The following is a 21,150-nucleotide window of genomic DNA, read 5'->3' as shown; positions in this document are numbered from 1 at the left end:
CATATTTTCTTGTCTGCCCATACACTAGGTGGTAGGCATCATTATGAAGGAGGAATAAACATGTTCTATAATAATCAACCGCCTTACCCACAACAACCTTTTTCCCCTCAACATCAGGAACAAAGATATGCTGAACAGTATGGGGAGGAAGAGACACAACATCAAGAGCCTCAATACGAACAAAATCCATACGCAACACCGCAAACTCAAGAAACTGAATATCAACAAAATCCATATGACACACGTCCAAATTATGAATATCCTCAAAATCCATATGCAGCACCACCAACTCAAGAACAACAATATCAGCAAAATCCATACACAACTCAGTACACTCAAGAACAACAATATCAACAAAATCCATACACAACTCAGCCACAACAACCGCAATACCAACAACAAATGTATCAGCCAAACTATGACCCACGTGTCTCACCGCCAGCACCGCCAACTATCGATCCTACGCAACCGCAAATTTTACCGCCTGGACCAACATTCGATATTACACAGCCACAAATTTTACCACCAGGACCTATTACAGAACCAACGCAACAACAAATCCAACAAGTTGTCGGTACACAGTTTTTACCTTTAAAAAAACCTGTACTTGATTTCGTAAAACCTTGGGTAGATTACGGTTTAAATGAAGCGAAACATACATCACACAAACATGCTTTAACAGAAGTTGCTGCGATTATGTTCTTAGTTGGTAAAGGATTCAACCCAACGATTGCTCATTATATTGTAGAATCTTGGGAGAAGAATGAGCAGTTTTAGAATTGTTGATTTTAAAAAACATAAAAACCTCAAAAATGCCAAATCCCTTATGTCACAAAGGATTTGGCATTTTTAAGGTTCTAGAAAAACCCGCTAAATATAAGGGGAAATTAAAAGTCATGAATCCGGTACAATACTGTGTCCACGCCCAAGGAACTGCCAAATGAAATAACGTGTCTAACTTTTTGGAGTCTATTGGCCTTTTCAAATCCCCTTATATTAGTGTTCGCTATTAAGATCTTTTCCTTCTAGGACCTACAATTAATTTGATTGCTGTTCTTTCTTGATTATCGATAGTAACCTCTTGAAACGCTGGAACAAGAACCAAATCAATTCCACTTGGAGCGACAAAACCTCTTGCAATCGCAATTGCTTTAATCGCTTGATTTAAAGAACCCGCTCCAATTACTTGAATTTCTACCTTGCCACTTGCTCTTAGTACACCGGCTATTGCACCTGCCACTGAATTTGGACTTGATTTTGAGGATACCTTTAATATATTTTCCATGTACGTTGCTCCCTCTATTATTTAATCTCTCTTTTCTTACGGTTTGAAATATAACTAACGTATCTTTAACTACTATTCATACCAAAAGCAAACAATTCTGTATAATTACATTCATTCGATATCTTTTGTCTTCTTCCTGCTCAATTGCATAAATAAAAAGCGATGACTAAGCTGGAAACTTAATCATCGCTTTATCCATTTCTCTGTGTCACTAAGATGCTTTCCTTTAAATACTTCAACATTTTAAAACCTCGGATAGAGTTATCTGCTAAATTTCCAGCCTTTTTCGTCTTCAAAAGTCATTACATATAATATTCTAGTTCTATTCTTTTGAAAACTGTATCTCCTCATTAGAGCACTTTATATTATGCCAGCTTTTTATCCCAAATCTATCACCTTATATATGGACAAGTATACACGCCAATTACTTTTCAATTACATAAACTACTATATATTATACATTTATTAATAATAGGAGGTAATATATTGGGTTCATACTATCATTCTTCAAGCTCATATAAAAAATGTTCATGCCACTCTTCTTCTAGTTCATATAAAAAGTGTTCGTGCCATCAATCTTCCAGTTCGTATAAAAAATGTTCATGCGACCATTCACATAAACCATCCTGCTCAGCTTACGTAACTTTTTGGCAAACTGAGTTTATAACTGTCCCTTTTGGCGATTCTTTTCCATCTAATCACGTTGGCCCTTTGGCGGGAGGAGTTTCTTTACTAAATCCTACTACTATACAATTTAGTCCAGCAGGTGATTATCGAATCTCATTCATTTCAAGCATTAACACTACTTTAAATCCTGTATTGCCCCATATTCCAGTCATAACTATATTTTTAAATAACAATCCACTTGCTAATAGTCAAGGTGATTTCGCTTTTCAAATGAATACTTCATCAAATAACGAATGCCTTCAACTAGTTGGCGAAACTATTGTTACGGTTCCAGCTAATTCAACACTTCAACTTAGAAATAATAGTGGTTTCAATCATCAAAGTATTATAACTTGTGATAATGGTATAAATTCAGTTGAATTAACAGTTACAAAACTAAGTTAATACTACTCCCTCACATTCAGATGCTAATTCCGCATCTTTTTTTATTGCATAACGTTTTTTTGATTCCTATCGTCCTCTTATAGAACATAAACTCCCATTTCACTTTTCTATTCATCTAATAAACATGAAAAAGTGCCGAAATCCTTCTACCACAAGAATTCGGCACTTTTTTTATTAAAACAGATTCCTTCTTTCCTACTTCTCTACATAAACCGATTTAACTATCGTACGATTATAAGGTTGTCCTTCCTTATTCATCCCTTTCATATCAATTGTAACGTTATATACACCTGGCTGTTCTATATTTTTCAAAGCACCTGTGAATGTAGTTGTATTAATATTTTGCGATTCATTTGATTCAGAAACTAATTTTCCATCTTTATTAATTACTCTTACTGTTACTGAAAGATTGCCTTTCATTTCTGGAGCTGCAGGTGATTTTTTGAGTTTATACTCTGCTTTATTTCCTTTAACTTTTGCCGGCATTTGAAGGACGAACGGAGCATCTTTTTTGTAATCGGTTACGATTAAATATGCATCTTTTGGCTGCTTTGCCATCATTTTAACTTGCCATTCTCCTGCTTCCATTTTATCAAATTTAAATGTTCTTATAGTCGCTCCTTTAAAGAGAGATTCACCTTCACCAGTAGATACAGCACTATCTTTATTTGTATAAACTTTTCCTTTTGGAGATATTAGTTGTATTTCTACATCCGAAGAAGCTGTTAAAACAGAAACTACCCCTTCTGCTTTTTTATCAACTGCGACAATTTGCCCTACCCACTGATTTTGTGACAACTCTCCTCCTAAAATAGCTTGATTAGAAGTTGTGTTTAATTGTTCTACCTTTTCCTCTGAACTATTACTCGGGGCTAATAAAGCCGGTACTGGTAAATTTGCTGTCCGTAAATATGGCTCAATTCGTGCGAAAACAGCTGAACCTTTTCGTATATTATCATGATCAAATCGTGCATCCGTAAATAAATGTGTTCCATATGGTAACTTAGCACTCCATTCGTTCACTAATCCATCATTAGAACCGTATGATGACAAGTACAACCCGCCCATAGATAATGCTGAAAAAACAGGTCCCCAGCTTGTCCCAGTAGCCGTATAGTAACGGTTTAATTTAGCTGCAGGATTATTATCTATTGTAGAACGAAACTTTGCCATTTCACCTATTTGCAATGAATATGTCCCATCATCTTTTTGACCTAATATAGAGGCGAGCCACCCTGCCCACCAACTATATGATAAATCCGCTAAATTTGATCCGTAATGCGGAGTGGCAAGTGTAATAACATTTCCAACAAATCGATTCGCTCCATATCCAACTAACGCAGCTTGTGTATCGATACCACCTTTACTATGAGCTACAACATTTACTTTTTCACCAAAATGATTATAAATTTCTTCAAGCTTTTGTGCTAACAATTTTCCATTGTCCCATTGGCTAGCTGATCCTTTCCCCGCAGCATCGTATAATTGAATAAATACAGTTTGATAGCCTGCTTTCAAGGCGTAGTCGTACATATCATTCATATCATGATATACTGTCTTTCCATACCAACTATCCGCATTACCATTTCTTCCTTGCACAAAGAGAATTGGTGGTTTATTCTCATCATAATTAGCAGGTTTCTGACCTAAAAACCATTCTCCAGGAGTAAATACTTCTTTGTCTGGAAAACCAGTCTTAAGCTCTGTTACAACCTCCGCGTGTACATTTGTACTAAAAACCAGCGGACTCATAAAACAAAGTACAATAAATAATGCTATACTCCTTTTCATAATTCCCATTAACATCCCCCTTTTCTGCAAGAAAGAAAACGCTACCATTACATTGAACACCAATTGTTTTAAATTCCATTTAATCAATTACTTTTTCGATACATTAGAATTAGAAATTAGTAGCCGCATTTCTTTCTTATCAAACGTTATTCTCTCAACATTCATTCATTCCTTTTTACAATAAGCGTTTTGAATATTTCTCAATAAAGCTTTCTCTTCACAAAAAAAACTGCGTATAAAAGGTCTCTTTAATAACCTTTTATACGCAGCTTCTTTGTTTAAAATCCGATGATATACTCATCATCATATTTATCGTATTGCAAACCAGCTCCTATTCTCAATTCTGTAACTTGATCTCTAAGGAATGGTGCATCTTCTATTTTACTAGTTGCAATTTCGATTCCATATTTTTTTGTTAAATGCGCTAACTCTATTAAAAACCATTCTCTTCGCAACGCGATTGGAATTTCATACGTTCGTCTTTTCATATATACTAGCACCTCTTCTATTTTCATTAATAAAAAGAGTACCACTTCTACTTTCGATACACTTTTTAAAACTATCGTTCATCATCAAAGGCCAATGAAACATTATAGTATATGCATGTCCATTTTAAACGTGCTATGGCAAAAATAATATTAAAAAACTGAAAAAACCTCATTTAGTTTACATAAAAAAATTATGTAATAGTAAAAGGGTAAGGCTTGTCCCTCATCCTTTTACTATAGAAATCTAAATTAAGAACACCTTGGTACACCTAAAGCTAAAAATAAACCCGCTACTCCTGCTGTAATTGGCACCTTCAACGTAATAACATCATCTACTTTTGTTACTAAAAAGTAAGCATTCCCTTCTTGTAACACGCAATTCACTAATAATTGAAATTCCATTCAAATCTCCTCCTTTCAAATGAGATACTATAATCTATGAAAATCTTTTCAAAATGTAATAGGAATTAAATCTATTTTTCCTTATATATAAAATAAATGTTTGTTTATCTATTAAAAATAATATAAATCTTTTTATTTTATTAAAAACCCTGTAATTTCCAATGAATTCTTATATAATCAATAAAGAAAATCTTACAAATGGAGGTATGAAAATGGCTATTTTGAGTAATATTGGTGTAGCTTTATTTTTGATTGCTATCATTCTTTTAATCTTATGTATCATTTCATTCTTTAAGAAAAATGGAAAAGCAAAACAATATGGTCGTCCAACTGTTATTCTTTTTATGATTTCAATTATGTTAATAATGACCGGCACAACAAAATCTGAACACCCAGTCGTCGAATTTTTTTCTACTTTAAGTTTCATTCTATTTATATTTTTCCTTGTTCTTGCAATATTATCTGTTATTAAGAAAACAGGTGTAGCAAAAAAACAATTTATAATTACAGCTGTTTTATTTGTCATTTTTGTTGCGCTATCAGGTATTTCAAGTCCTTCTTCTGAAAAAACGAAAGCAACTAATAAACAAGTCGCTTCTAATAGTGAAGAGAAAAAAGATGACGCAAAGAAAAAGGAATTAGAAAAGAAAGAAGCGGACGAAAAAACTCGTAAGCAAGAAGATGAGAAACGTCAAGCTGAGGAACTAGCTCGTAAGCAAGAGGATGAGAAACGTCAAGCTGAGGAACTAGCTCGTAAGCAAGAAGATGAGAAACGTCAAGCTGAAGAACTAGCTCGTAAACAACAAGAAGAGCAACAGCGTCAAGCTGAAGAACAGGCCCGTAAACAACAAGAAGAGCAACAACGTCAAGCTGAAGAACAGGCCCGTAAACAACAAGAAGAGCAACAACGTCAAGCTGCTGAGCAAGCTCGCAAACAACAAGAAGAGCAACAACGTCAAGCTGCTGAACAAGCTCGCAAACAACAAGAAGAACAACAACGTCAAGCTGCTGAACAAGCTCGCGTACAACAGGAACAACAAAAAGCACAGCAAACTCAAACCCAACCGGCTGCTGGAAGCAATAGTAATACATATTTCAAAAATTGTACTGAAGTTAAAAATGCTGGGAAAGCCCCATTATATAGAGACCAACCAGGATATAGCTCTAAACTTGATCGTGATGGCGATGGAGTTGCGTGTGAAAGATAGTAATAAAAAAGAAGCTTCCACTAAGCTTCTTTTTTTATTATCCTAAAGTATTGCGACGAATTACGCTTCCTCTTACTTAAATAAAACTCCTTTTATTATTCTCAAAAATGACACATAATAAGTGATTTAAATCACCACATTGATTTTAATTTATCGCTATTCTTGATTTAGATATTACATTTAAACTTTATGGAGGTCTTCATATGGAACATACATTTACTGAAACTTCAATTATCGGTGAGATTGTAACACAATTTCCGAAAGCTAGTGATCTTTTCAAATCATATAGAATAGATTTTTGTTGTGGTGGAAATAGACCACTTATTGATGCAATTAATGAAAGAAATTTATCAGCATCAGAGGTAATCACAGAGTTAAATACGCTTTATCATAAAACGAAACTATTAAACGAATCTGAAGTTGATTGGAAAAATGCTTCTTATCAAGAATTGATTGATTATGTTATAAATAAGCATCATCGCTATTTAAATGAAGAATTGCCACAGTTAAGCCCATATGTGACGAAAGTATTACGCGTTCATGGGGCTAGTCAGCCTCATTTAGCTCAAATTCATAAGCTATTTCATGAACTTAAAATTGAATTAGAACAGCATTTAATTAAAGAAGAAACCGAAGATTTCCCATTAATTTTAGAATTCGAGCAAAATCCAACTGATGAAAACTATGCAAAGTTACGTAAAGTAGTAGATGAGTTGGAGAATGAACATAGCCACGCTGGCAATATTATTAAAGAACTTCGTAAGGTGACAAATGACTTTACTCCTCCAGAAGGAGCTTGCGGCACTTATCGTCTTGTTTACCAGCGCCTTGAAGCTCTTGAATCTGACTTGTTTGAACATATTCATTTAGAAAATAACATTTTATTTCCACGTGCTATCGCAAAAGCTTAATTACGGCGCAGGACATGAGCATTTTTACTCATGTCCTGCTTTTCATTTTGTAAAAAATATTCACACGTTCCCCCACCGTTTCACTGGACAGCTTGATATAATTTAATTTATCAAAGGAATATATCAGGTAGCATTAAGGCGTTGTATTTATGAAAGAAAAAATGATTAAAAAACATTTACGAGAGTTCCTCCTCTTTAAAGAACTTTCAGAAGAAGAACTACAGCTTGTTATGGAGGGTTCTTCATTCCCAACTGATTATTCCTCCTTCCTCTCTTCTTTAATCTCACTAAAAAACAAGTCCTCTCATAAAGTAAAACTTCTAATTTGCGGGGTTTTGTTCATTTCCCGCAGACCATTAAGCGTCCCTCTCTCCTTTCACTTCCACTACAATCTAGTTATCTGCCCACATAACCAAATATCTCTTTCGCTTCTCCCTTCACATAAACCCGAATTTTAACAATTTGTGAATCATTATAAATATGTGATAAATATCACATCTCCCTCTTTTTTAATTTTCTATAATGGAAATATAATTCTTTGTTCAACTTTTCACATAGAAAGGGAAATGAATATGAAAAAACGTTTAGTTATGATCGGGAATGGTATGGCTGGCATACGCTGTATGGAAGAAATATTAAAACATGATAGTGATTTATATAATATTACTATTTTTGGAGATGAACCACATCCAAACTACAATCGCATTATGCTCTCTCATGTTCTGCAGGGAAAAACAAATATGCAAGATATCATTATGAACGAATATAGTTGGTACGAAGAAAATGAAATAACTTTATATACAAACGAGAGAGTTCAAAGTATTGACCGAGAAGAAAAAGTCATTGTCACAGAAAAAAATCGTACTCTTACATATGACAAACTCATTATCGCAACAGGATCTAGTGCTTTTATATTACCTGTTGAAGGTTCCACCCTTCCTGGTGTGACTGGATTCCGAACAATTGAAGATACACAATTTATGATTAATACTGCTAAAGATAAGAAAAAGGCCGTTGTCATTGGTGGTGGATTACTTGGTTTAGAAGCCGCAAGAGGTCTTATTGACTTAGGAATGGACGTACATATTGTTCATTTAATGCCGAGCTTAATGGAGCAACAATTAGATGCCAAAGCTGCTTCTCTATTGCGTGAAGATTTAGAAACGCAAGGCATGAAATTTCTAATGGAAAAGAAAACTGTGAAGATTCTTGGTACCGATCATGTTGAGGGTATTCAATTTGAAGATGGTGAAATTGTAAATTGTGATTTAATCGTAATGGCTGTCGGAATACGTCCAAATACTCAAATAGCAAAAGATGCTGACTTAATTGTAAATCGCGGCATTGTAGTCAACGACTATATGCAAACAAATGATGAATCCATTTATGCAGTTGGAGAATGTGCAGAACATGATGGTATCGCATATGGACTTGTTGCTCCTCTTTATGAACAAGGTGCAATATTAGCAAAACAAATAACGAATTTACAAACGGATGGATATACAGGCAGTATCGTCGGTACGCAATTAAAAGTTGCAGGTTGTGATTTATTCTCTGCTGGCCAAATTTATGAAGATGATATAACGAAAGCAATATCAATCTTTGATGAATGTAAACGTTCCTATAAAAAAGTATTAATTCGTGACAATAAAGTCGTTGGTATCGTTTTATATGGTGATACTGCTGATGGTACACGCCTCTTTAGCATGTTAAAGAAAGAAGAAGACATACAAGAATATACAGCCGCTTCCCTTCTTCACAAAGCTGGTGAAGAAAGTGAACTTAACGTAGCTACTATGAGTGCGGATGACACTATTTGCGGATGTAATGGTGTTACGAAAGGCACAATAGTTCACGCCATTTTAGAACAAGAGTTAACTACTTTTGAAGAAGTAAAAGGATGCACGAAAGCCGCAGGTTCTTGTGGTAAATGTCGTCCACTTGTTGAACAAATTTTATCTCATACACTTGGAGATGCTTTTGATGCCTCAACGCAATCTGCCGGTATGTGTGGATGTACAACTTTATCGCGTGATGAAGTTGTAGCGGCAATTCACGAGAAAGGTTTAAAATCACCAAAAGAAGTACGAAATGTCCTTGGTTTTGCACATGAAGACGGCTGTTCGAAATGTCGCCCTGCTTTAAACTACTATTTACGTATGGCGATTCCAGAAGAATATGCAGATGATAAATCATCCCGTTACGTTAATGAAAGAATGAATGGTAACATCCAACATGATGGTACATTTTCTGTTATTCCACGTATGTACGGAGGGGTTACAACCGCAGATGATTTAATGAAGATTGCTGAGGTTGCGAAAAAATATGACGTCCCTCTCTTGAAAATTACAGGTGCGAGTCGAATCGGCTTATATGGTGTTAAGAAACAAGATTTACCTAACGTATGGGCTGACTTACATATGACTTCTGGATATGCGTACTCAAAATCGCTTCGTAATGTAAAATCATGTGTTGGTTCTCGTTTCTGTCGGTTCGGTACGAAAGATTCATTAGGACTTGGTATGCTCCTTGAACAATCATTAGAAATGGTAGATACACCTCATAAAATGAAGATGGGTGTAACGGGCTGTCCACGTAACTGTGCGGAAGTACTTACGAAAGATTTCGGCGTTGTGTGTGTTGAAAATGGATTCCAACTTTATATTGGCGGAAATGGTGGTACGGAAGTACGTGAAGCTGATTTTGTAATGATCGTCCCTACTGAAGATGATGTCCTTCGCATCGCAACAGCTTACATGCAATATTATCGTGAAACTGGTATTTATGGGGAACGTACTGCCTACTGGACAGAACGGTTAGGCTTCGATCACATAAAAGAAATACTACAGGATACAAGTATGGTCACGATGTTAAATGAGCGTTTCCAAACAGCTCGTAGCACATATACGGAAGCTTGGGGACAGGCACTAGAAACGAAATCATTAAAAGCTATGTATGAAGTAGAAACTGTGAAATAAGGAGCTGTGAACCATATGTTACAAACGAAAGAGAAAATAAAAGTTATGCGTGCGGAAGACCTTCCTATTCAAATTGGTAAAGAAGTGCAAATGAAAGACATGTCTATCGCCCTATTTCGTCTTTCAAATGGCGATATTCGAGCTGTAGAAAATCGTTGTCCTCACAAAAACGGACCGTTAGCGGAAGGAATTGTATCTGGAGAATTCGTCTTTTGTCCACTACATGATTGGAAAATTTCATTACTAACAGGTGAAGTTCAAAAACCGGATGACGGCTGTATTCAAACGTACGAAGTAGAAGTTATCGACGGAGATATTTATATATATATGTAATTTACAAAAGGAAGCCTCCCCTGGCTTCCTTTTAAATAAAAACAAACGAGGTGCGAATATGAACGGATATGTATATTTAGTTGGTGCAGGACCAGGTGATGAAGGGCTTATTACAAAAAAAGCGATAGATTGCTTAAAGCGTGCAGATATTGTCTTATATGACCGCTTATTGAACCCTACTTTTCTTAGTTATACAAAGCAAACTTGTGAACTTATTTATTGCGGTAAAATGCCTAAGAATCATACTATGCGACAAGAAATGATTAACGCCCACCTCCTTCAATTTGCGAAAGAAGGGAAAATCGTTGTCCGCTTAAAAGGCGGAGATCCATCTATTTTCGGCAGAGTTGGTGAAGAAGCAGAAACTTTAGCGGCAGCAAACATTCCATACGAGATTGTGCCAGGTATTACAGCTAGCATCGCCGCTAGTAGTTATGCAGGTATCCCCCTCACCCACCGCAACTACAGTAATAGTGTAACTTTACTAACTGGACATTCAAAAGGTCCTTTAACCGATCATGGAAAATACAATTCATCCCACAATAGCGACACGATCGCCTACTATATGGGTATAAAAAACTTACCTACCATTTGTGAAAACTTACTACAAGCAGGAAAAAAAGAAGATACACCCGTAGCAGTCATTGAATGGGGTACAACTGGAAAGCAGCGCGTTGCCACAGGGACACTTTCAACCATTGTTCCTATCGTCAAAAACGAAAATATTTCTAACCCTTCCATGACAATTGTTGGTGATGTTGTTACTTTGCGGAATCAAATCGCTTGGAAAGAACGTAAACCATTGCACGGCAAGAAAGTTTTATTTGCATCTGCAACAAATAAAGAAAGTTCAATAAAACAAATGTTACAAGAATCTGGTGCAGAAATATATCAAATTCCAACTTTCCAAAAGGAAGAATACACATTAACCTCTGAACAAATCAATGAAATTTTTAGTGTTGATCGCCTTGTATTTTGTTCAGCTGAGAGTGTAGAGATTTTGATGCAATCATGCAGTAAGCACCATAAAGATATTCGTTCCTTACAGGCAGAACTGCAATATATGAACCTTCCTGTTCAAGAAAAGCTTATGCAGTATGGATTGTTAAGTAAACCTGCAGCGTTTTCTTCTAATACAACTATTTATTTAGGCCGAAATATTAATCGAATTGCTTTCATTCAAGAAAAAATTGGTGCAGGCTCCTATATGATGACTCATGAGTATACAATCGATAATCGCTTCGATGAAATTCATTCCCGTATGCTTTCGGAATTCTCATGGGATAGCATTGTATTTGAAGGACGCGCTTCAATTGATACGTTTCTATCAGAAGTAAAGCGTCTTGGATTTATGCATGTTCTTACTCTTCCATTCTCGTATACAGACGTTCCAACTTTACACTATGCGAATAAAGTCGGGTTACATAACATTGATCATCAATTACAAGACATTATTATGAAGAAGGATATGGTGGCAAGATGAAAGGAATTGTATATGTTGGACACGGTAGTCGACTACAAGAAGGCAATGAACAATTCATTCACTTTATTCAATCAGTTATGACAGAGCGTAACGAAAGAATTCAAAAAATAGCTTTTCTTGAACTAACAACACCTACCATTCAAGATGCAGTTACAGAAACAATACTAGAGGGAGCAACTGAAATAATGATAGTTCCTGTTTTATTATTTGCAGCAGCTCACTATAAACGTGATATTCCTTTTGAGATAGAGCAAATGCAAAAGAAATATCCACATATAAATTTTTCAGTTGCACCACCTTTTAGTACGCATCCACATATGGTTGAACTTGTAGTTAAAAGAATACGTGAAACAATGCCAATGCAAGACAGTAGAATTATACTCGTCGGTCGAGGTAGTAGTGACCCTCAGCCGATATATGAATTACAACAAATTGGAGCAGCTGCCGGACGAAAACTCGGTATGCCAGTATCTTGTTCCTTTTTAACAAAAGGAACTCCCTCTTTTACTGCTGAGCTCAAAAATATAACATCGACTGCGTCACATGTATATGTCATGCCGTACCTTCTCTTTACCGGATTATTGCTTCAAAAAATTAAATTACATACAAAAAAGTATGATCCCGTTACAACTTGCAACTGCCTTCAGTTTGATACATACATGAAGTTAACATTATTAGAACGAATGGAGGAATGTGTGTATGTATAACCTGTACCCTCTTATGCTTAATCTAAATAAAAAAGTGGTTGTTATAGTTGGTGGTGGTAAAATTGCATATCGAAAAGCGTCTGGATTAAAGGATACAGGCGCTTTTGTCACGGTTGTCAGCCCGGAAATTTGCGAGGAAATGAAGGAGCTTCCTTATGTTACATGGAAGCAAAAAACTTTTACTAATGATGATATTAAAGATGCCCATCTTATTTATGCCGCAACAAATCAACATACTGTAAATATGATGGTCAAGCAAGCTGCCCATGATTTCCAATGGGTTAACGTTGTAAGTGATGGTACAGCATCATCATTTCACACACCTGGTGTCATACGAAATGATGAATTTGTTGTCAGTATTTCAACTTCAGGTAAAGATCCATCGTTTACAAAACGTATGAAGCAGGAACTAACCTCTATACTTCCTAAGCTTATAAAAAAACTTTCCCGTACACATAAATCGGAATCTATCTCTTAGCTAGCATATGAATTTACTTTGGACAAACGTTTTTAGAGACGTTTGTTCTTTTTTATGAAACAAGTAAAATATCGTTATCTATAGAACGATATTGATACAACCATTCATCCCCTCTCGTGTTCAAGTATAAAAAAAGGATGCCTCTACTAGGCACCCTTTTTCTCTATTAATTATTCTTTAACATCACTAACAGCTTCTCTTGGCTATACATCCACACTGTAATGATTAAACAAGCAAGCGCTACTTCTGATAATGCCATAAATCCAATTGCATAATGACCTGTTAGTTGGAATAGTAGTGTTAAAATTAATGGTGGGAAGAACCCTCCTAGTCCACCTAAAGCTGACACAACCCCATTTACAATCCCTGCTTGTTCAGAGAAGTACATTGGAACAAGTTTAAAGATTGTACCATTTCCAATACCTGCACAGAATGCGACTAGTAAGCAACCAAATGTATACACGTTCATACTAGGCATAAATGATAACACAATACCAGATAGTGTTAAGCCGATAAATACGAAGATTAATATTTTAAATGGATTAAACTTATCACCGAGCCAACCACCAATCGGACGCATCATTGTTGCTAATACGATGAATCCGGCTGTCCGCATACCTGCATCTACTTTCTCTAATCCGAAGTGAGATACTAAAAAGTTTGGTAAATATACTGTGAATGCTACAAATGATCCGAATGTTAAAAAGTAAAAGATACATAAAAACCAAAGTTTTTCATTTTTATATACACCTTTTATTTGTTCCATTAATGGTGTATTCACCTTTTTCTCCTTACGATCACCTAATAAAAAGTTCATAAGTGCAAATGCTGCAAGTAAAACTAAATAACACTGTACTGTCGTTCTCCAGCCAAATGAAGTTGCAATGACAGGTGCTAAAAATGAAGTAATTGCTGTTCCGGCGTTACCTACACCGTAAATACCATTTACAAAGCCGTGACTCTCTTTCGGGAAGTATTTCGGTAAAGAAGTTACCCCTACAGAGAATACAGCCCCACCAATCCCTACAAATAAGCCACCAATAATTAAATCCCTCATAGAATTGGCAACACTAATATAAAAGACAGGGAATAATAATAGAATAAAACTAATAAAGAATAATTTTCTTGCTCCGAAACGATTTGTCCAATAACCAATTGGAATGCGAAGAATAGAACCTAAAATAACCGGTACTGCTGTGATCATAGAAATTTCTCCCGCAGTTAATGGAATATCTGCTTTAATATATGGCATTAATGATGATAAAATTACCCATACCATAAAACCGATAACTAGATTAGAAGTTTGTAAACTTAATTGAAAATTAGGACTCTTCATCCTGTTCCCTCCTATGTATTCGTAGTTATATTAATTCCCTCCAGTCTAATCACGTCTTAACATGATTAGACTGAAAAGAATCAACCACCACTTACTGGCGGAATCATCGCTACAATATCGCCAGTTTGAATGATGTCGTCCTTATTTGCGTATTCTTCATTTATAGCGACCATAATCTGGTTTGAAATTGTTATGTTGTATTCTTTAACAAGAATATCTTTTAGCTCAGCAACAGTAATCTTTTCACAATCTATTTGCAACGCTGGCTTACTTGCTTCTTCTTGCAAATTTGCAAATAATAATACTTCAATCATCTTCTCATCTCCTTTTCAGGCTCCCCACTTAAATATGCTGTTTTCTCTAACTGATCCCCTATCCATGACTCACCATCTTCCCAAAACTCTTTCTTCCAAATCGGAACAATTTGTTTAATTCGTTCCATAATATATTCATTCGCCTCATAGGCTGCTTTCCGGTGTGGTGTAGAAACAGCTACAACAACAGCAAGGTCAGAAATTTGCAATGTACCAATGCGATGCGTAATTGCCACATATGTCCCAGGCCATTTCTCTTCTACTTCGGTACCAATTTTCGCAAGCTGCTTTTCCGCCATTGCCTTATAAACCACATACTCTAAATATAACGTACGACGTCCTTTCGTAAATTCTCTGACAGTACCAATAAAAGTAGTAACTGCACCACACTCACGTCGAATTACTTTACTTGTAACATCTTCAATTGAAATAGGCGTATCAATTACTTCATAATACGTATGTGTCATCTTGCACCTCTTATCTTTGTATAAATCATAATCCGCGAAGAAGCCATCAATCTATTTTTCTATTACTTGTATGATCGAAGTGGTTCTTTCCATGGACACTCACTGCCTACGTTTGATTCTAATAACAGTACCGAAACAGTTATTCCTGCTTCAAATCCTCTCGTTCCTCCCGGTAAAACGATAAATGCATTCGCATCTGCAAGTGAAGAAATTGCACTTGATTTATCTAAGCCAACTGGTGTAACTTGCAATTGACCATCTACAATTTCCACTCTCCCTCTTACAAAACGAGTAAATGGGTTTGCTTTCGCAAAGTCTTTCTGTAAAATCGCCTCTGTACGATATACATGCGGATCTTTCCTATACAAATATGTTTGAATGACGGGTCGAACAAATAATTCACAACCGACATAACAAGCAGAAGGATTACCAGATAGACCGAATAATAGTTTTCCTTCTAGCTCAGCTACAGTTGTCACGCTTCCTGGCCGCATCGCTATTTTATTGAAAAATACATTAGCCTGTAACCTCTCATAAATAGCAGGTAAATAATCGTAGTCTCCTACTGAAACACCACCAGTTGTAATTAAAATATCGACTTCTTTCATCGCTTTTTTTACAGTGTTATAACACGTCTCTAAATCATCAGCAAATTGTCCATAATACTGTACAACTCCGCCCGCTCGTTCAATTTGAGCAGCTATCATATAGGAGTTACTATTTCGAATCTTCCCTGGTTTCAGTTGTTCATGTACTTCGAGCAGTTCACTTCCCGTCGTTACAATTCCAATAACCGGCTGTCTTACAACACATACTGAACTATAACCAAACGTAGCAAGAAGTGCTGCTACTCCAGGGGTAATAGAAGTCCCTTTTTTCACAAGTATGGAATTTTTTTTCACATCTTCTCCTGTAAAAGAAATGTTATCACCAGAGGCGAAAGGACGTTTTAATTTCATATAAGTCTTTTCGTTTTCTTCAAATGCTTCCGTTAGCTCTAACATAACGACAGCATTACACCCTACTGGAATTGCGGCTCCTGTCATAATGCGAACAGCTTGAAATACCTTCACCTCTTCTGTAAAAACAAAACCAGCCCCGATTTCACCAATAACTTCAAACCGAATAGGATTACTGCTACTTGCGTCTTTTGTATCTTCCGCTCGAATCGCAAACCCGTCGTATGGAGATCGATCAAAATGCGGGACGTCATGATCCGCAACTACATCTGCTCCAAGAGTTCTTCCGTAGCTGTCTATAAGAGAAACCTTTTCCGTTTCACCTAGATAGGCATACTCCATTACACGTGCGACTGCTTCTTCCACTTGAATTGGTATACGTTTTTCTAACATTCTTTTTTCACCTCATTTTGAGAAAGAAAAACTCTCTTTCTATTTAACCTATATATTTTGCGTATAATCGTTTTGCCATTTTCACATCATTTGTTCCATGAATAAATGCCCTACCGTCTGTAAATAAAACGAAACGATATTCATCAACTAAAAACGATAGTAAATACGGCGTTTTTTGGACATTCACACTTTTTTGTAAGCGCTTTTGAACTTCCTCTAAATGAAGAACTCGTTTTATGCCTGGGCGGATTTGAACCGTATTCCTTCCGCATAGCACTTCTGTTTTCAACTGTGATTCAAATGTTAAACTTGGGTACGTGCGTGCATTTCCACAAGATGGACATGTATTTTTCTTCTGTCTATTTACTTTTAATGAGAGATACTCATTGTTCCAAATATCAAATGATAACATTGTCCCTCTTAGCGACTCATAATCATCCACCAATATTTTCATTGCTTCTGTTACTTGATGAGCAACGACCAGTTGTACAGCTGGCTGAATGATCCCTGCTGTATCGCATGTTGCTCCGCCCATAGGATGATCCATCAGACAGCGAAAACATGGTGTTTTCCCAGGAAGAATTGTATACGTTACACCGTAACTTCCAATGCATCCACCGTATATCCAAGGTATATTTTCTTTTTGCGAAATGTCATTTATAAGTAGGCGCGTATCGAAATTATCAGTCGCATCTAATATGAGATTCACTTTTTTTGTTAACACTTCCATCTCTTGCATTGTGACGTCCGTTACAATTGGTACAATTTCTACTTCAGAATTAATCTTCCCTAAATGTTCTGCAGCTGCAATTGCTTTTGGTTTACACTGCTGTGCATCTTCTTCTGTATATAACTGTTGCCGCTGTAAATTACTCCATTCGACGTAGTCACGGTCAGCAATTGTCAATTTCCCAATTCCCATTCTAACTAGCGCTTCCGCATTTGCAGCTCCTAGTGCACCCGCACCGATTAGGAGCACATGCTTTTCTCTTATTTTTCTTTGGCCCATTTCACCAATTCCAGAAAATAAAACTTGCCTTGAATAACGCTCTTCCATGCAGAATCCTCCTTTCGTTATCCACCAATATAAGACATTTCAATTTTAGGACGATTTTTTGTACTTTCTGCCGTTCGTTCATCTGAATACCGATCTTTTCTGTACTCCCATACACCTTTTAGAATTTTTAATAATGATGCATCAGAAATATTTTCCCGAAGAAGCGTTCGTAAATCTGTTCCATCTGCTCTGAATAAGCACGTGAAAAATTTACCATCTGCCGAAATACGAGCTCTCGTACAAGAAGAACAGAATGACTCAGAAACAGAAGTAATAAATCCAACTTCTGTATCGCTCCCTACATACCGATACAATTTCGCTACTTCTCCAAAATAACGAGGCTTAATGGGCTCAATAGGATATACACGATTAATTTTTTCTATTAACTCTTCCTTCGTAATTACTTGTTCAAAGTTCCATCCGTTCGTACTACCAACATCCATAAACTCGATAAAACGGAGCTGAATTCCCTGCTTTTTAAAATAACCTGCCATCAGAAGAATTTGACTATCATTCATCCCTTTTTTTACGACCATATTTACCTTTACTTCTAGTCCTGCTGCCTTTGCTGCCTCAATTCCCTTTAATATAGGCTTCGTACTTACATTACGACCATTAATTTTTTGAAAGATATGATCCTCTATCGCATCTAGACTAATATTTACACGTTGTAATCCTGCTTCTTTTAATAGCTTAGCTTGTTTTGCTAAATGAATACCGTTTGTTGTGAGTCCAATATCCGTTAAGCCATCTAACTTTGCAAGTCTTGCAATCAACTTCGGTAAGTCTTTACGTAATAAAGGTTCCCCGCCTGTGATCCTAATTTTTTTCACTCCCATGCTAATAAATAATTTCGCTAACCTTTCAATTTCATCGAATGTCAGTAAACACTCTTCCTGTAAAAAAGCATAATCAGGTCCGAACACTTCAGCCGGCATACAGTATGTGCACCTAAAATTACAACGGTCAATAACTGAAATACGTAAATCTTGAAGTGGTCGCTCTAAAGAATCTTTCATCTTCCCTTGCATCTATATCCCTTCTTTTCTACTTAAATCCTTAGTAAGTTTTCAATTTTTCATTTGCCTTCATTATAAAAAAGAAGCTACATATTCAATGTGACTTTTCTCACATTACTTTCCCCATTTAAAAAATCTTCACAAATCCGTTCGAATTTTGTTCACATCTCTAGTCCCATTCTCTTTACATACTAAAATTTCTTAAACTAAAAAACTTATATTCACATAATATAATCCCTTACTATAAGTAGCTTTTTAGACATTTAAAGTCGTTTTTCCTTACGGTCATTGAAATTTCACTTTATTTCCAAAAATATCTCTTGCAATTTCATCATGATTACATCCAAAATAAGAAATATACTGCTTATAAGAAGAAAGGTGATTGCTGTGGCAAACAGTACGGCATTATCCAAAGATTTAAAGGAGTTACTTTCATCTGTTGAATATAAAATGCAAATCAATAAGGGGAGTTTTATTTTTCAAGAAGGTATGGAAGCAACAGAAATTTATATCATTCACTCTGGAAAAGTGCAAATCAGTAAACTTAGTGCTGACGGACAAGAATTAACACTTCGCATTTGTTCACAAAATGATATTATTGGGGAATTAACATTGTTCACGGAAAATGCAAGGTATTTATTAAATTCGAAATGCCTTGAAGATGTTGAAGTAGGGGTTATTAAACGTGCAGCCTTAGAAATAGCATTACTTCAAAAGCCTGCACTTGTATTTGAATTTATGAGATGGATTAGCGAACATTTAAGAAGAATGCAAACAAAATTCCGAGATCTAGTATTACACGGTAAAAAAGGTGCCCTGTATTCTACACTCATTCGAATGACAAATAGTTATGGTATTTTAAAAGAAAATGGGATTCTCATCGATTTACCTTTAACGAATCAAGAACTTGCGAATTTCTGTGCAACTTCCCGTGAAAGCGTAAATCGGATGTTAAGTGATTTAAAAAAACAAGGGACAATTTCTATTTACAAAGGTAAGATTACAATTCATGATTTACAATTCTTAAAATGTGAAATTGCTTGTGAGGATTGTTCTGCCTCAATTTGTAGTATTGAGTAGCATCTTATTTAGATGCTACTCTTTTTTCATATTAAGTTACTGGTTATTTTCCTTGTTGCTATCCCCTATATCAAGAAAGACGAGGGCTTCAATTAAACCTCGTCTTTCTTGATATATTACTAAATAGGTATAACGGCATTATTTTTTCAATTCATTAGGAATACGTCTTCTGTAAATAACGTAACTACGGCTTAAATATTTAATCGGAGCACTAAAAACATGGACAAGTCTTGTAAACGGCCATACTGCGAAAAGCCCCATCCCTGCAATAATATGAATTTTAAACCATACAGATACTTCCATCATATATTCAACTTTCGGTTGGAAAATAAAGAGACTACGGAACCAAGGACCGATTGTTGTACGATAATCAAATCCTTTTGAGTCAATATTTAAAAAGGTTGAAGTCAGTCCCGCCAGCATCACAATAAGCAATAAGATAAGCGCAACATAATCTCCTGTTGTACTCGTTGCAATGATGCGTTTTACTGTTAAACGGCGATACGTTAATATAATTAATCCAATAATAGAGGCAATCCCTGCCGGAAGTCCGAAGCTAATCGCTATTATATGATACATATGCTCAGAAATACCTATTGAGCGGTATATGGACTCTGGAATTAATATCCCCATAACATGACCGCCAATTACGAACATTATCCCAAAGTGGAATAATAGACTTCCGATCCGGAGCATTTTCTTCTCTAATAGTTCGCTAGATTTTGATGTCCAGCCAAATTGATCATAGTTGTATCTGAAAATGTGTCCACCAATAAAGATTGCAAAAATGATATAGGGAAACAGCACCCATAAAAATTGATCCATCATTTTGACAACACTCCTTTCTAATTCGTCTGTACTCCCCATGCATCGATAGCTAAGAGAACGGCTGCAAGAATTGGTTCGTGCATACAGTTTGCTTCTTTTAATTGCCCGTGCAGTGCTTGTATATTTTCCGTGTATTTACTCATAATTGGTTCGCTATCTTTTTCATTCGCGTTTGCAAGAAACTCAAGTAAAAGCGGTAAATAATCAGGTAGTTCTTTATCTGTTACGTTAAAACCAGATTTTTGATAATGCTGTTTTAACTCTAATAATTCAATTCCACGCTCTCTTTGTTCACCTGTTTTCATGTAGGTAAGATACATATTTGTCTTCTTTCCAAAGTCGAATGTATAGACGTAAGAATCAATAAGTTGATTGTCTGTTTTATCTAGCGCTGCTTTTATAAATGTTGTAAGTGATGCTCTGATTTCTTCCTGTTCAATTTCTTGAATCTCTTCCTGTAATTCTAGTAAAGCTTCTCTCCAACCTAGTTCAGGATAGGAGAGAAGAAAAGAAGAACAAGAAAAAGCGGTTTGTAAACTTTGTTTCATATTTGTCTGCCCCC

Annotated in this window: 23 protein-coding genes; 11 read left to right on the top strand and 12 right to left on the bottom strand. The window is 35.9% G+C overall.

The genetic code is table 11. The features are described 5' to 3' along the window. Positions 1-60 precede the first annotated feature (60 nt). A complete protein-coding gene (locus MHI07_RS10220) occupies positions 61-777 on the top strand; it encodes a hypothetical protein (RefSeq protein ID WP_088078448.1) in 717 nt (238 codons plus the stop codon). Positions 778-1,009: 232 nt separating this feature from the next. On the opposite strand, the gene MHI07_RS10215 is transcribed toward MHI07_RS10220, so the two are convergent. Further along, a complete protein-coding gene (locus tag MHI07_RS10215) occupies positions 1,010-1,285 on the bottom strand; it encodes a stage V sporulation protein S (RefSeq protein ID WP_002148380.1) in 276 nt (91 codons plus the stop codon). A 486-nt stretch (positions 1,286-1,771) separates the two neighbouring features. Here MHI07_RS10215 and MHI07_RS10210 point away from each other — a divergent pair, with 486 nt between their 5' ends. Beyond that, positions 1,772-2,356 carry a preprotein translocase gene (locus MHI07_RS10210; RefSeq protein WP_340823488.1) on the top strand — a complete coding sequence of 195 codons (585 nt, stop codon included), beginning with the start codon at positions 1,772-1,774 and terminating at the stop codon, positions 2,354-2,356. 195 nt (positions 2,357-2,551) lie between these two features. Here MHI07_RS10210 and MHI07_RS10205 read toward each other — a convergent pair whose 3' ends face one another. From MHI07_RS10205 to exsG, 3 genes are all read right to left on the bottom strand, one after another. After that, positions 2,552-4,162 carry a lipase family alpha/beta hydrolase gene (locus MHI07_RS10205; protein ID WP_445661749.1) on the bottom strand — a complete coding sequence of 537 codons (1,611 nt, stop codon included), beginning with the start codon at positions 4,160-4,162 and terminating at the stop codon, positions 2,552-2,554. A gap of 263 nt (positions 4,163-4,425) precedes the next feature. Then, entirely contained in the window at positions 4,426-4,635 is a 210-nt protein-coding gene (locus MHI07_RS10200; RefSeq protein ID WP_002158072.1) for a hypothetical protein, read from the bottom strand. A gap of 249 nt (positions 4,636-4,884) precedes the next feature. Beyond that, complete coding sequence (gene exsG, locus MHI07_RS10195) at positions 4,885-5,037, bottom strand: exosporium protein ExsG (protein ID WP_000395676.1); 153 nt, start codon at positions 5,035-5,037, stop codon at positions 4,885-4,887. A 212-nt stretch (positions 5,038-5,249) separates the two neighbouring features. Here exsG and MHI07_RS10190 point away from each other — a divergent pair, with 212 nt between their 5' ends. From MHI07_RS10190 to MHI07_RS10155, 8 genes are all read left to right on the top strand, one after another. Further along, entirely contained in the window at positions 5,250-6,245 is a 996-nt protein-coding gene (locus MHI07_RS10190; protein WP_340823483.1) for an excalibur calcium-binding domain-containing protein, read from the top strand. 203 nt (positions 6,246-6,448) lie between these two features. Next, positions 6,449-7,156 carry an iron-sulfur cluster repair di-iron protein gene (gene ric / locus MHI07_RS10185; protein ID WP_340823481.1) on the top strand — a complete coding sequence of 236 codons (708 nt, stop codon included), beginning with the start codon at positions 6,449-6,451 and terminating at the stop codon, positions 7,154-7,156. Positions 7,157-7,305: 149 nt separating this feature from the next. Continuing rightward, entirely contained in the window at positions 7,306-7,614 is a 309-nt protein-coding gene (locus MHI07_RS10180) for a hypothetical protein (protein ID WP_340823479.1), read from the top strand. Positions 7,615-7,728: 114 nt separating this feature from the next. Next, on the top strand, positions 7,729-10,134 hold the full coding sequence (gene nirB, locus MHI07_RS10175; RefSeq protein WP_340823477.1) for an NADPH-nitrite reductase large subunit: 2,406 nt from the start codon (positions 7,729-7,731) through the stop codon (positions 10,132-10,134). 15 nt (positions 10,135-10,149) lie between these two features. After that, a complete protein-coding gene (nirD, locus tag MHI07_RS10170; protein WP_002148387.1) occupies positions 10,150-10,467 on the top strand; it encodes a nitrite reductase small subunit NirD in 318 nt (105 codons plus the stop codon). Between the two features lie 58 nt (positions 10,468-10,525). Beyond that, complete coding sequence (locus MHI07_RS10165) at positions 10,526-11,950, top strand: uroporphyrin-III C-methyltransferase (protein WP_340823475.1); 1,425 nt, start codon at positions 10,526-10,528, stop codon at positions 11,948-11,950. Beyond that, positions 11,947-12,657, top strand: a complete 711-nt coding sequence (locus tag MHI07_RS10160; protein WP_340823473.1) for a sirohydrochlorin chelatase — start codon at positions 11,947-11,949, stop codon at positions 12,655-12,657. Before MHI07_RS10165 ends, MHI07_RS10160 begins: the two co-directional genes overlap by 4 nt. Further along, on the top strand, positions 12,650-13,135 hold the full coding sequence (locus MHI07_RS10155) for a precorrin-2 dehydrogenase (protein ID WP_070170080.1): 486 nt from the start codon (positions 12,650-12,652) through the stop codon (positions 13,133-13,135). Before MHI07_RS10160 ends, MHI07_RS10155 begins: the two co-directional genes overlap by 8 nt. A 166-nt stretch (positions 13,136-13,301) precedes the next feature. On the opposite strand, the gene narK is transcribed toward MHI07_RS10155, so the two are convergent. The 6 genes from narK to moaA all read right to left on the bottom strand — a co-directional run bounded on the left by narK (position 13,302) and on the right by moaA (position 18,692). Beyond that, on the bottom strand, positions 13,302-14,471 hold the full coding sequence (gene narK / locus MHI07_RS10150; RefSeq protein ID WP_340823469.1) for a nitrate transporter NarK: 1,170 nt from the start codon (positions 14,469-14,471) through the stop codon (positions 13,302-13,304). 80 nt (positions 14,472-14,551) lie between these two features. Beyond that, complete coding sequence (gene moaD / locus MHI07_RS10145) at positions 14,552-14,785, bottom strand: molybdopterin converting factor subunit 1 (RefSeq protein WP_002148393.1); 234 nt, start codon at positions 14,783-14,785, stop codon at positions 14,552-14,554. After that, positions 14,782-15,252 carry a molybdenum cofactor biosynthesis protein MoaE gene (locus tag MHI07_RS10140; RefSeq protein ID WP_340823467.1) on the bottom strand — a complete coding sequence of 157 codons (471 nt, stop codon included), beginning with the start codon at positions 15,250-15,252 and terminating at the stop codon, positions 14,782-14,784. Before MHI07_RS10140 ends, moaD begins: the two co-directional genes overlap by 4 nt. Positions 15,253-15,314: 62 nt before the next feature. Beyond that, positions 15,315-16,604, bottom strand: a complete 1,290-nt coding sequence (locus tag MHI07_RS10135) for a molybdopterin molybdotransferase MoeA (RefSeq protein WP_340823465.1) — start codon at positions 16,602-16,604, stop codon at positions 15,315-15,317. Between the two features lie 43 nt (positions 16,605-16,647). Then, on the bottom strand, positions 16,648-17,661 hold the full coding sequence (locus MHI07_RS10130) for a molybdopterin-synthase adenylyltransferase MoeB (protein WP_340823463.1): 1,014 nt from the start codon (positions 17,659-17,661) through the stop codon (positions 16,648-16,650). 17 nt (positions 17,662-17,678) lie between these two features. Next, positions 17,679-18,692: a GTP 3',8-cyclase MoaA gene (gene moaA / locus MHI07_RS10125; RefSeq protein ID WP_002148399.1), complete on the bottom strand. Its 1,014-nt coding sequence runs from the start codon at positions 18,690-18,692 to the stop codon at positions 17,679-17,681. A 375-nt stretch (positions 18,693-19,067) separates the two neighbouring features. Here moaA and MHI07_RS10120 point away from each other — a divergent pair, with 375 nt between their 5' ends. Next, positions 19,068-19,760, top strand: coding sequence for a Crp/Fnr family transcriptional regulator (locus MHI07_RS10120; RefSeq protein WP_002158081.1), 693 nt, complete (start codon positions 19,068-19,070; stop codon positions 19,758-19,760). Positions 19,761-19,898: 138 nt separating this feature from the next. On the opposite strand, the gene narI is transcribed toward MHI07_RS10120, so the two are convergent. Beyond that, positions 19,899-20,588, bottom strand: coding sequence for a respiratory nitrate reductase subunit gamma (gene narI / locus MHI07_RS10115; protein ID WP_340823459.1), 690 nt, complete (start codon positions 20,586-20,588; stop codon positions 19,899-19,901). Positions 20,589-20,605: 17 nt separating this feature from the next. Then, entirely contained in the window at positions 20,606-21,136 is a 531-nt protein-coding gene (gene narJ, locus MHI07_RS10110; protein WP_002158082.1) for a nitrate reductase molybdenum cofactor assembly chaperone, read from the bottom strand. Positions 21,137-21,150: the final 14 nt, after the last annotated feature.

It is taken from the genome of Bacillus sp. FSL H8-0545, assembly GCF_038006105.1.
Lineage (GTDB): Bacteria > Bacillota > Bacilli > Bacillales > Bacillaceae_G > Bacillus_A > Bacillus_A cereus_U.
The sequence above is the reverse complement of the archived record's forward strand: the minus strand, read 5'-3'. Positions and strand labels throughout refer to the sequence as shown.

Excerpts from the sequence above, each read along its gene's own strand:
- MHI07_RS10220 (WP_088078448.1), top strand. The coding sequence starts at position 61 with ATGTTCTATAATAATCAACCGCCTTACCCACAACAACCTTTTTCCCCT.
- MHI07_RS10215 (WP_002148380.1), bottom strand. The coding sequence starts at position 1,285 with ATGGAAAATATATTAAAGGTATCCTCAAAATCAAGTCCAAATTCAGTG.
- MHI07_RS10205 (WP_445661749.1), bottom strand. The coding sequence starts at position 4,162 with ATGTTAATGGGAATTATGAAAAGGAGTATAGCATTATTTATTGTACTT.
- MHI07_RS10200 (WP_002158072.1), bottom strand. The coding sequence starts at position 4,635 with ATGAAAAGACGAACGTATGAAATTCCAATCGCGTTGCGAAGAGAATGG.
- exsG (WP_000395676.1), bottom strand. The coding sequence starts at position 5,037 with ATGGAATTTCAATTATTAGTGAATTGCGTGTTACAAGAAGGGAATGCT.
- MHI07_RS10190 (WP_340823483.1), top strand. The coding sequence starts at position 5,250 with ATGGCTATTTTGAGTAATATTGGTGTAGCTTTATTTTTGATTGCTATC.
- ric (WP_340823481.1), top strand. The coding sequence starts at position 6,449 with ATGGAACATACATTTACTGAAACTTCAATTATCGGTGAGATTGTAACA.
- MHI07_RS10180 (WP_340823479.1), top strand. The coding sequence starts at position 7,306 with ATGAAAGAAAAAATGATTAAAAAACATTTACGAGAGTTCCTCCTCTTT.
- nirB (WP_340823477.1), top strand. The coding sequence starts at position 7,729 with ATGAAAAAACGTTTAGTTATGATCGGGAATGGTATGGCTGGCATACGC.
- nirD (WP_002148387.1), top strand. The coding sequence starts at position 10,150 with ATGTTACAAACGAAAGAGAAAATAAAAGTTATGCGTGCGGAAGACCTT.
- MHI07_RS10165 (WP_340823475.1), top strand. The coding sequence starts at position 10,526 with ATGAACGGATATGTATATTTAGTTGGTGCAGGACCAGGTGATGAAGGG.
- MHI07_RS10160 (WP_340823473.1), top strand. The coding sequence starts at position 11,947 with ATGAAAGGAATTGTATATGTTGGACACGGTAGTCGACTACAAGAAGGC.
- MHI07_RS10155 (WP_070170080.1), top strand. The coding sequence starts at position 12,650 with ATGTATAACCTGTACCCTCTTATGCTTAATCTAAATAAAAAAGTGGTT.
- narK (WP_340823469.1), bottom strand. The coding sequence starts at position 14,471 with ATGAAGAGTCCTAATTTTCAATTAAGTTTACAAACTTCTAATCTAGTT.
- moaD (WP_002148393.1), bottom strand. The coding sequence starts at position 14,785 with ATGATTGAAGTATTATTATTTGCAAATTTGCAAGAAGAAGCAAGTAAG.
- MHI07_RS10140 (WP_340823467.1), bottom strand. The coding sequence starts at position 15,252 with ATGACACATACGTATTATGAAGTAATTGATACGCCTATTTCAATTGAA.
- MHI07_RS10135 (WP_340823465.1), bottom strand. The coding sequence starts at position 16,604 with ATGTTAGAAAAACGTATACCAATTCAAGTGGAAGAAGCAGTCGCACGT.
- MHI07_RS10130 (WP_340823463.1), bottom strand. The coding sequence starts at position 17,661 with ATGGAAGAGCGTTATTCAAGGCAAGTTTTATTTTCTGGAATTGGTGAA.
- moaA (WP_002148399.1), bottom strand. The coding sequence starts at position 18,692 with ATGCAAGGGAAGATGAAAGATTCTTTAGAGCGACCACTTCAAGATTTA.
- narI (WP_340823459.1), bottom strand. The coding sequence starts at position 20,588 with ATGATGGATCAATTTTTATGGGTGCTGTTTCCCTATATCATTTTTGCA.
- narJ (WP_002158082.1), bottom strand. The coding sequence starts at position 21,136 with ATGAAACAAAGTTTACAAACCGCTTTTTCTTGTTCTTCTTTTCTTCTC.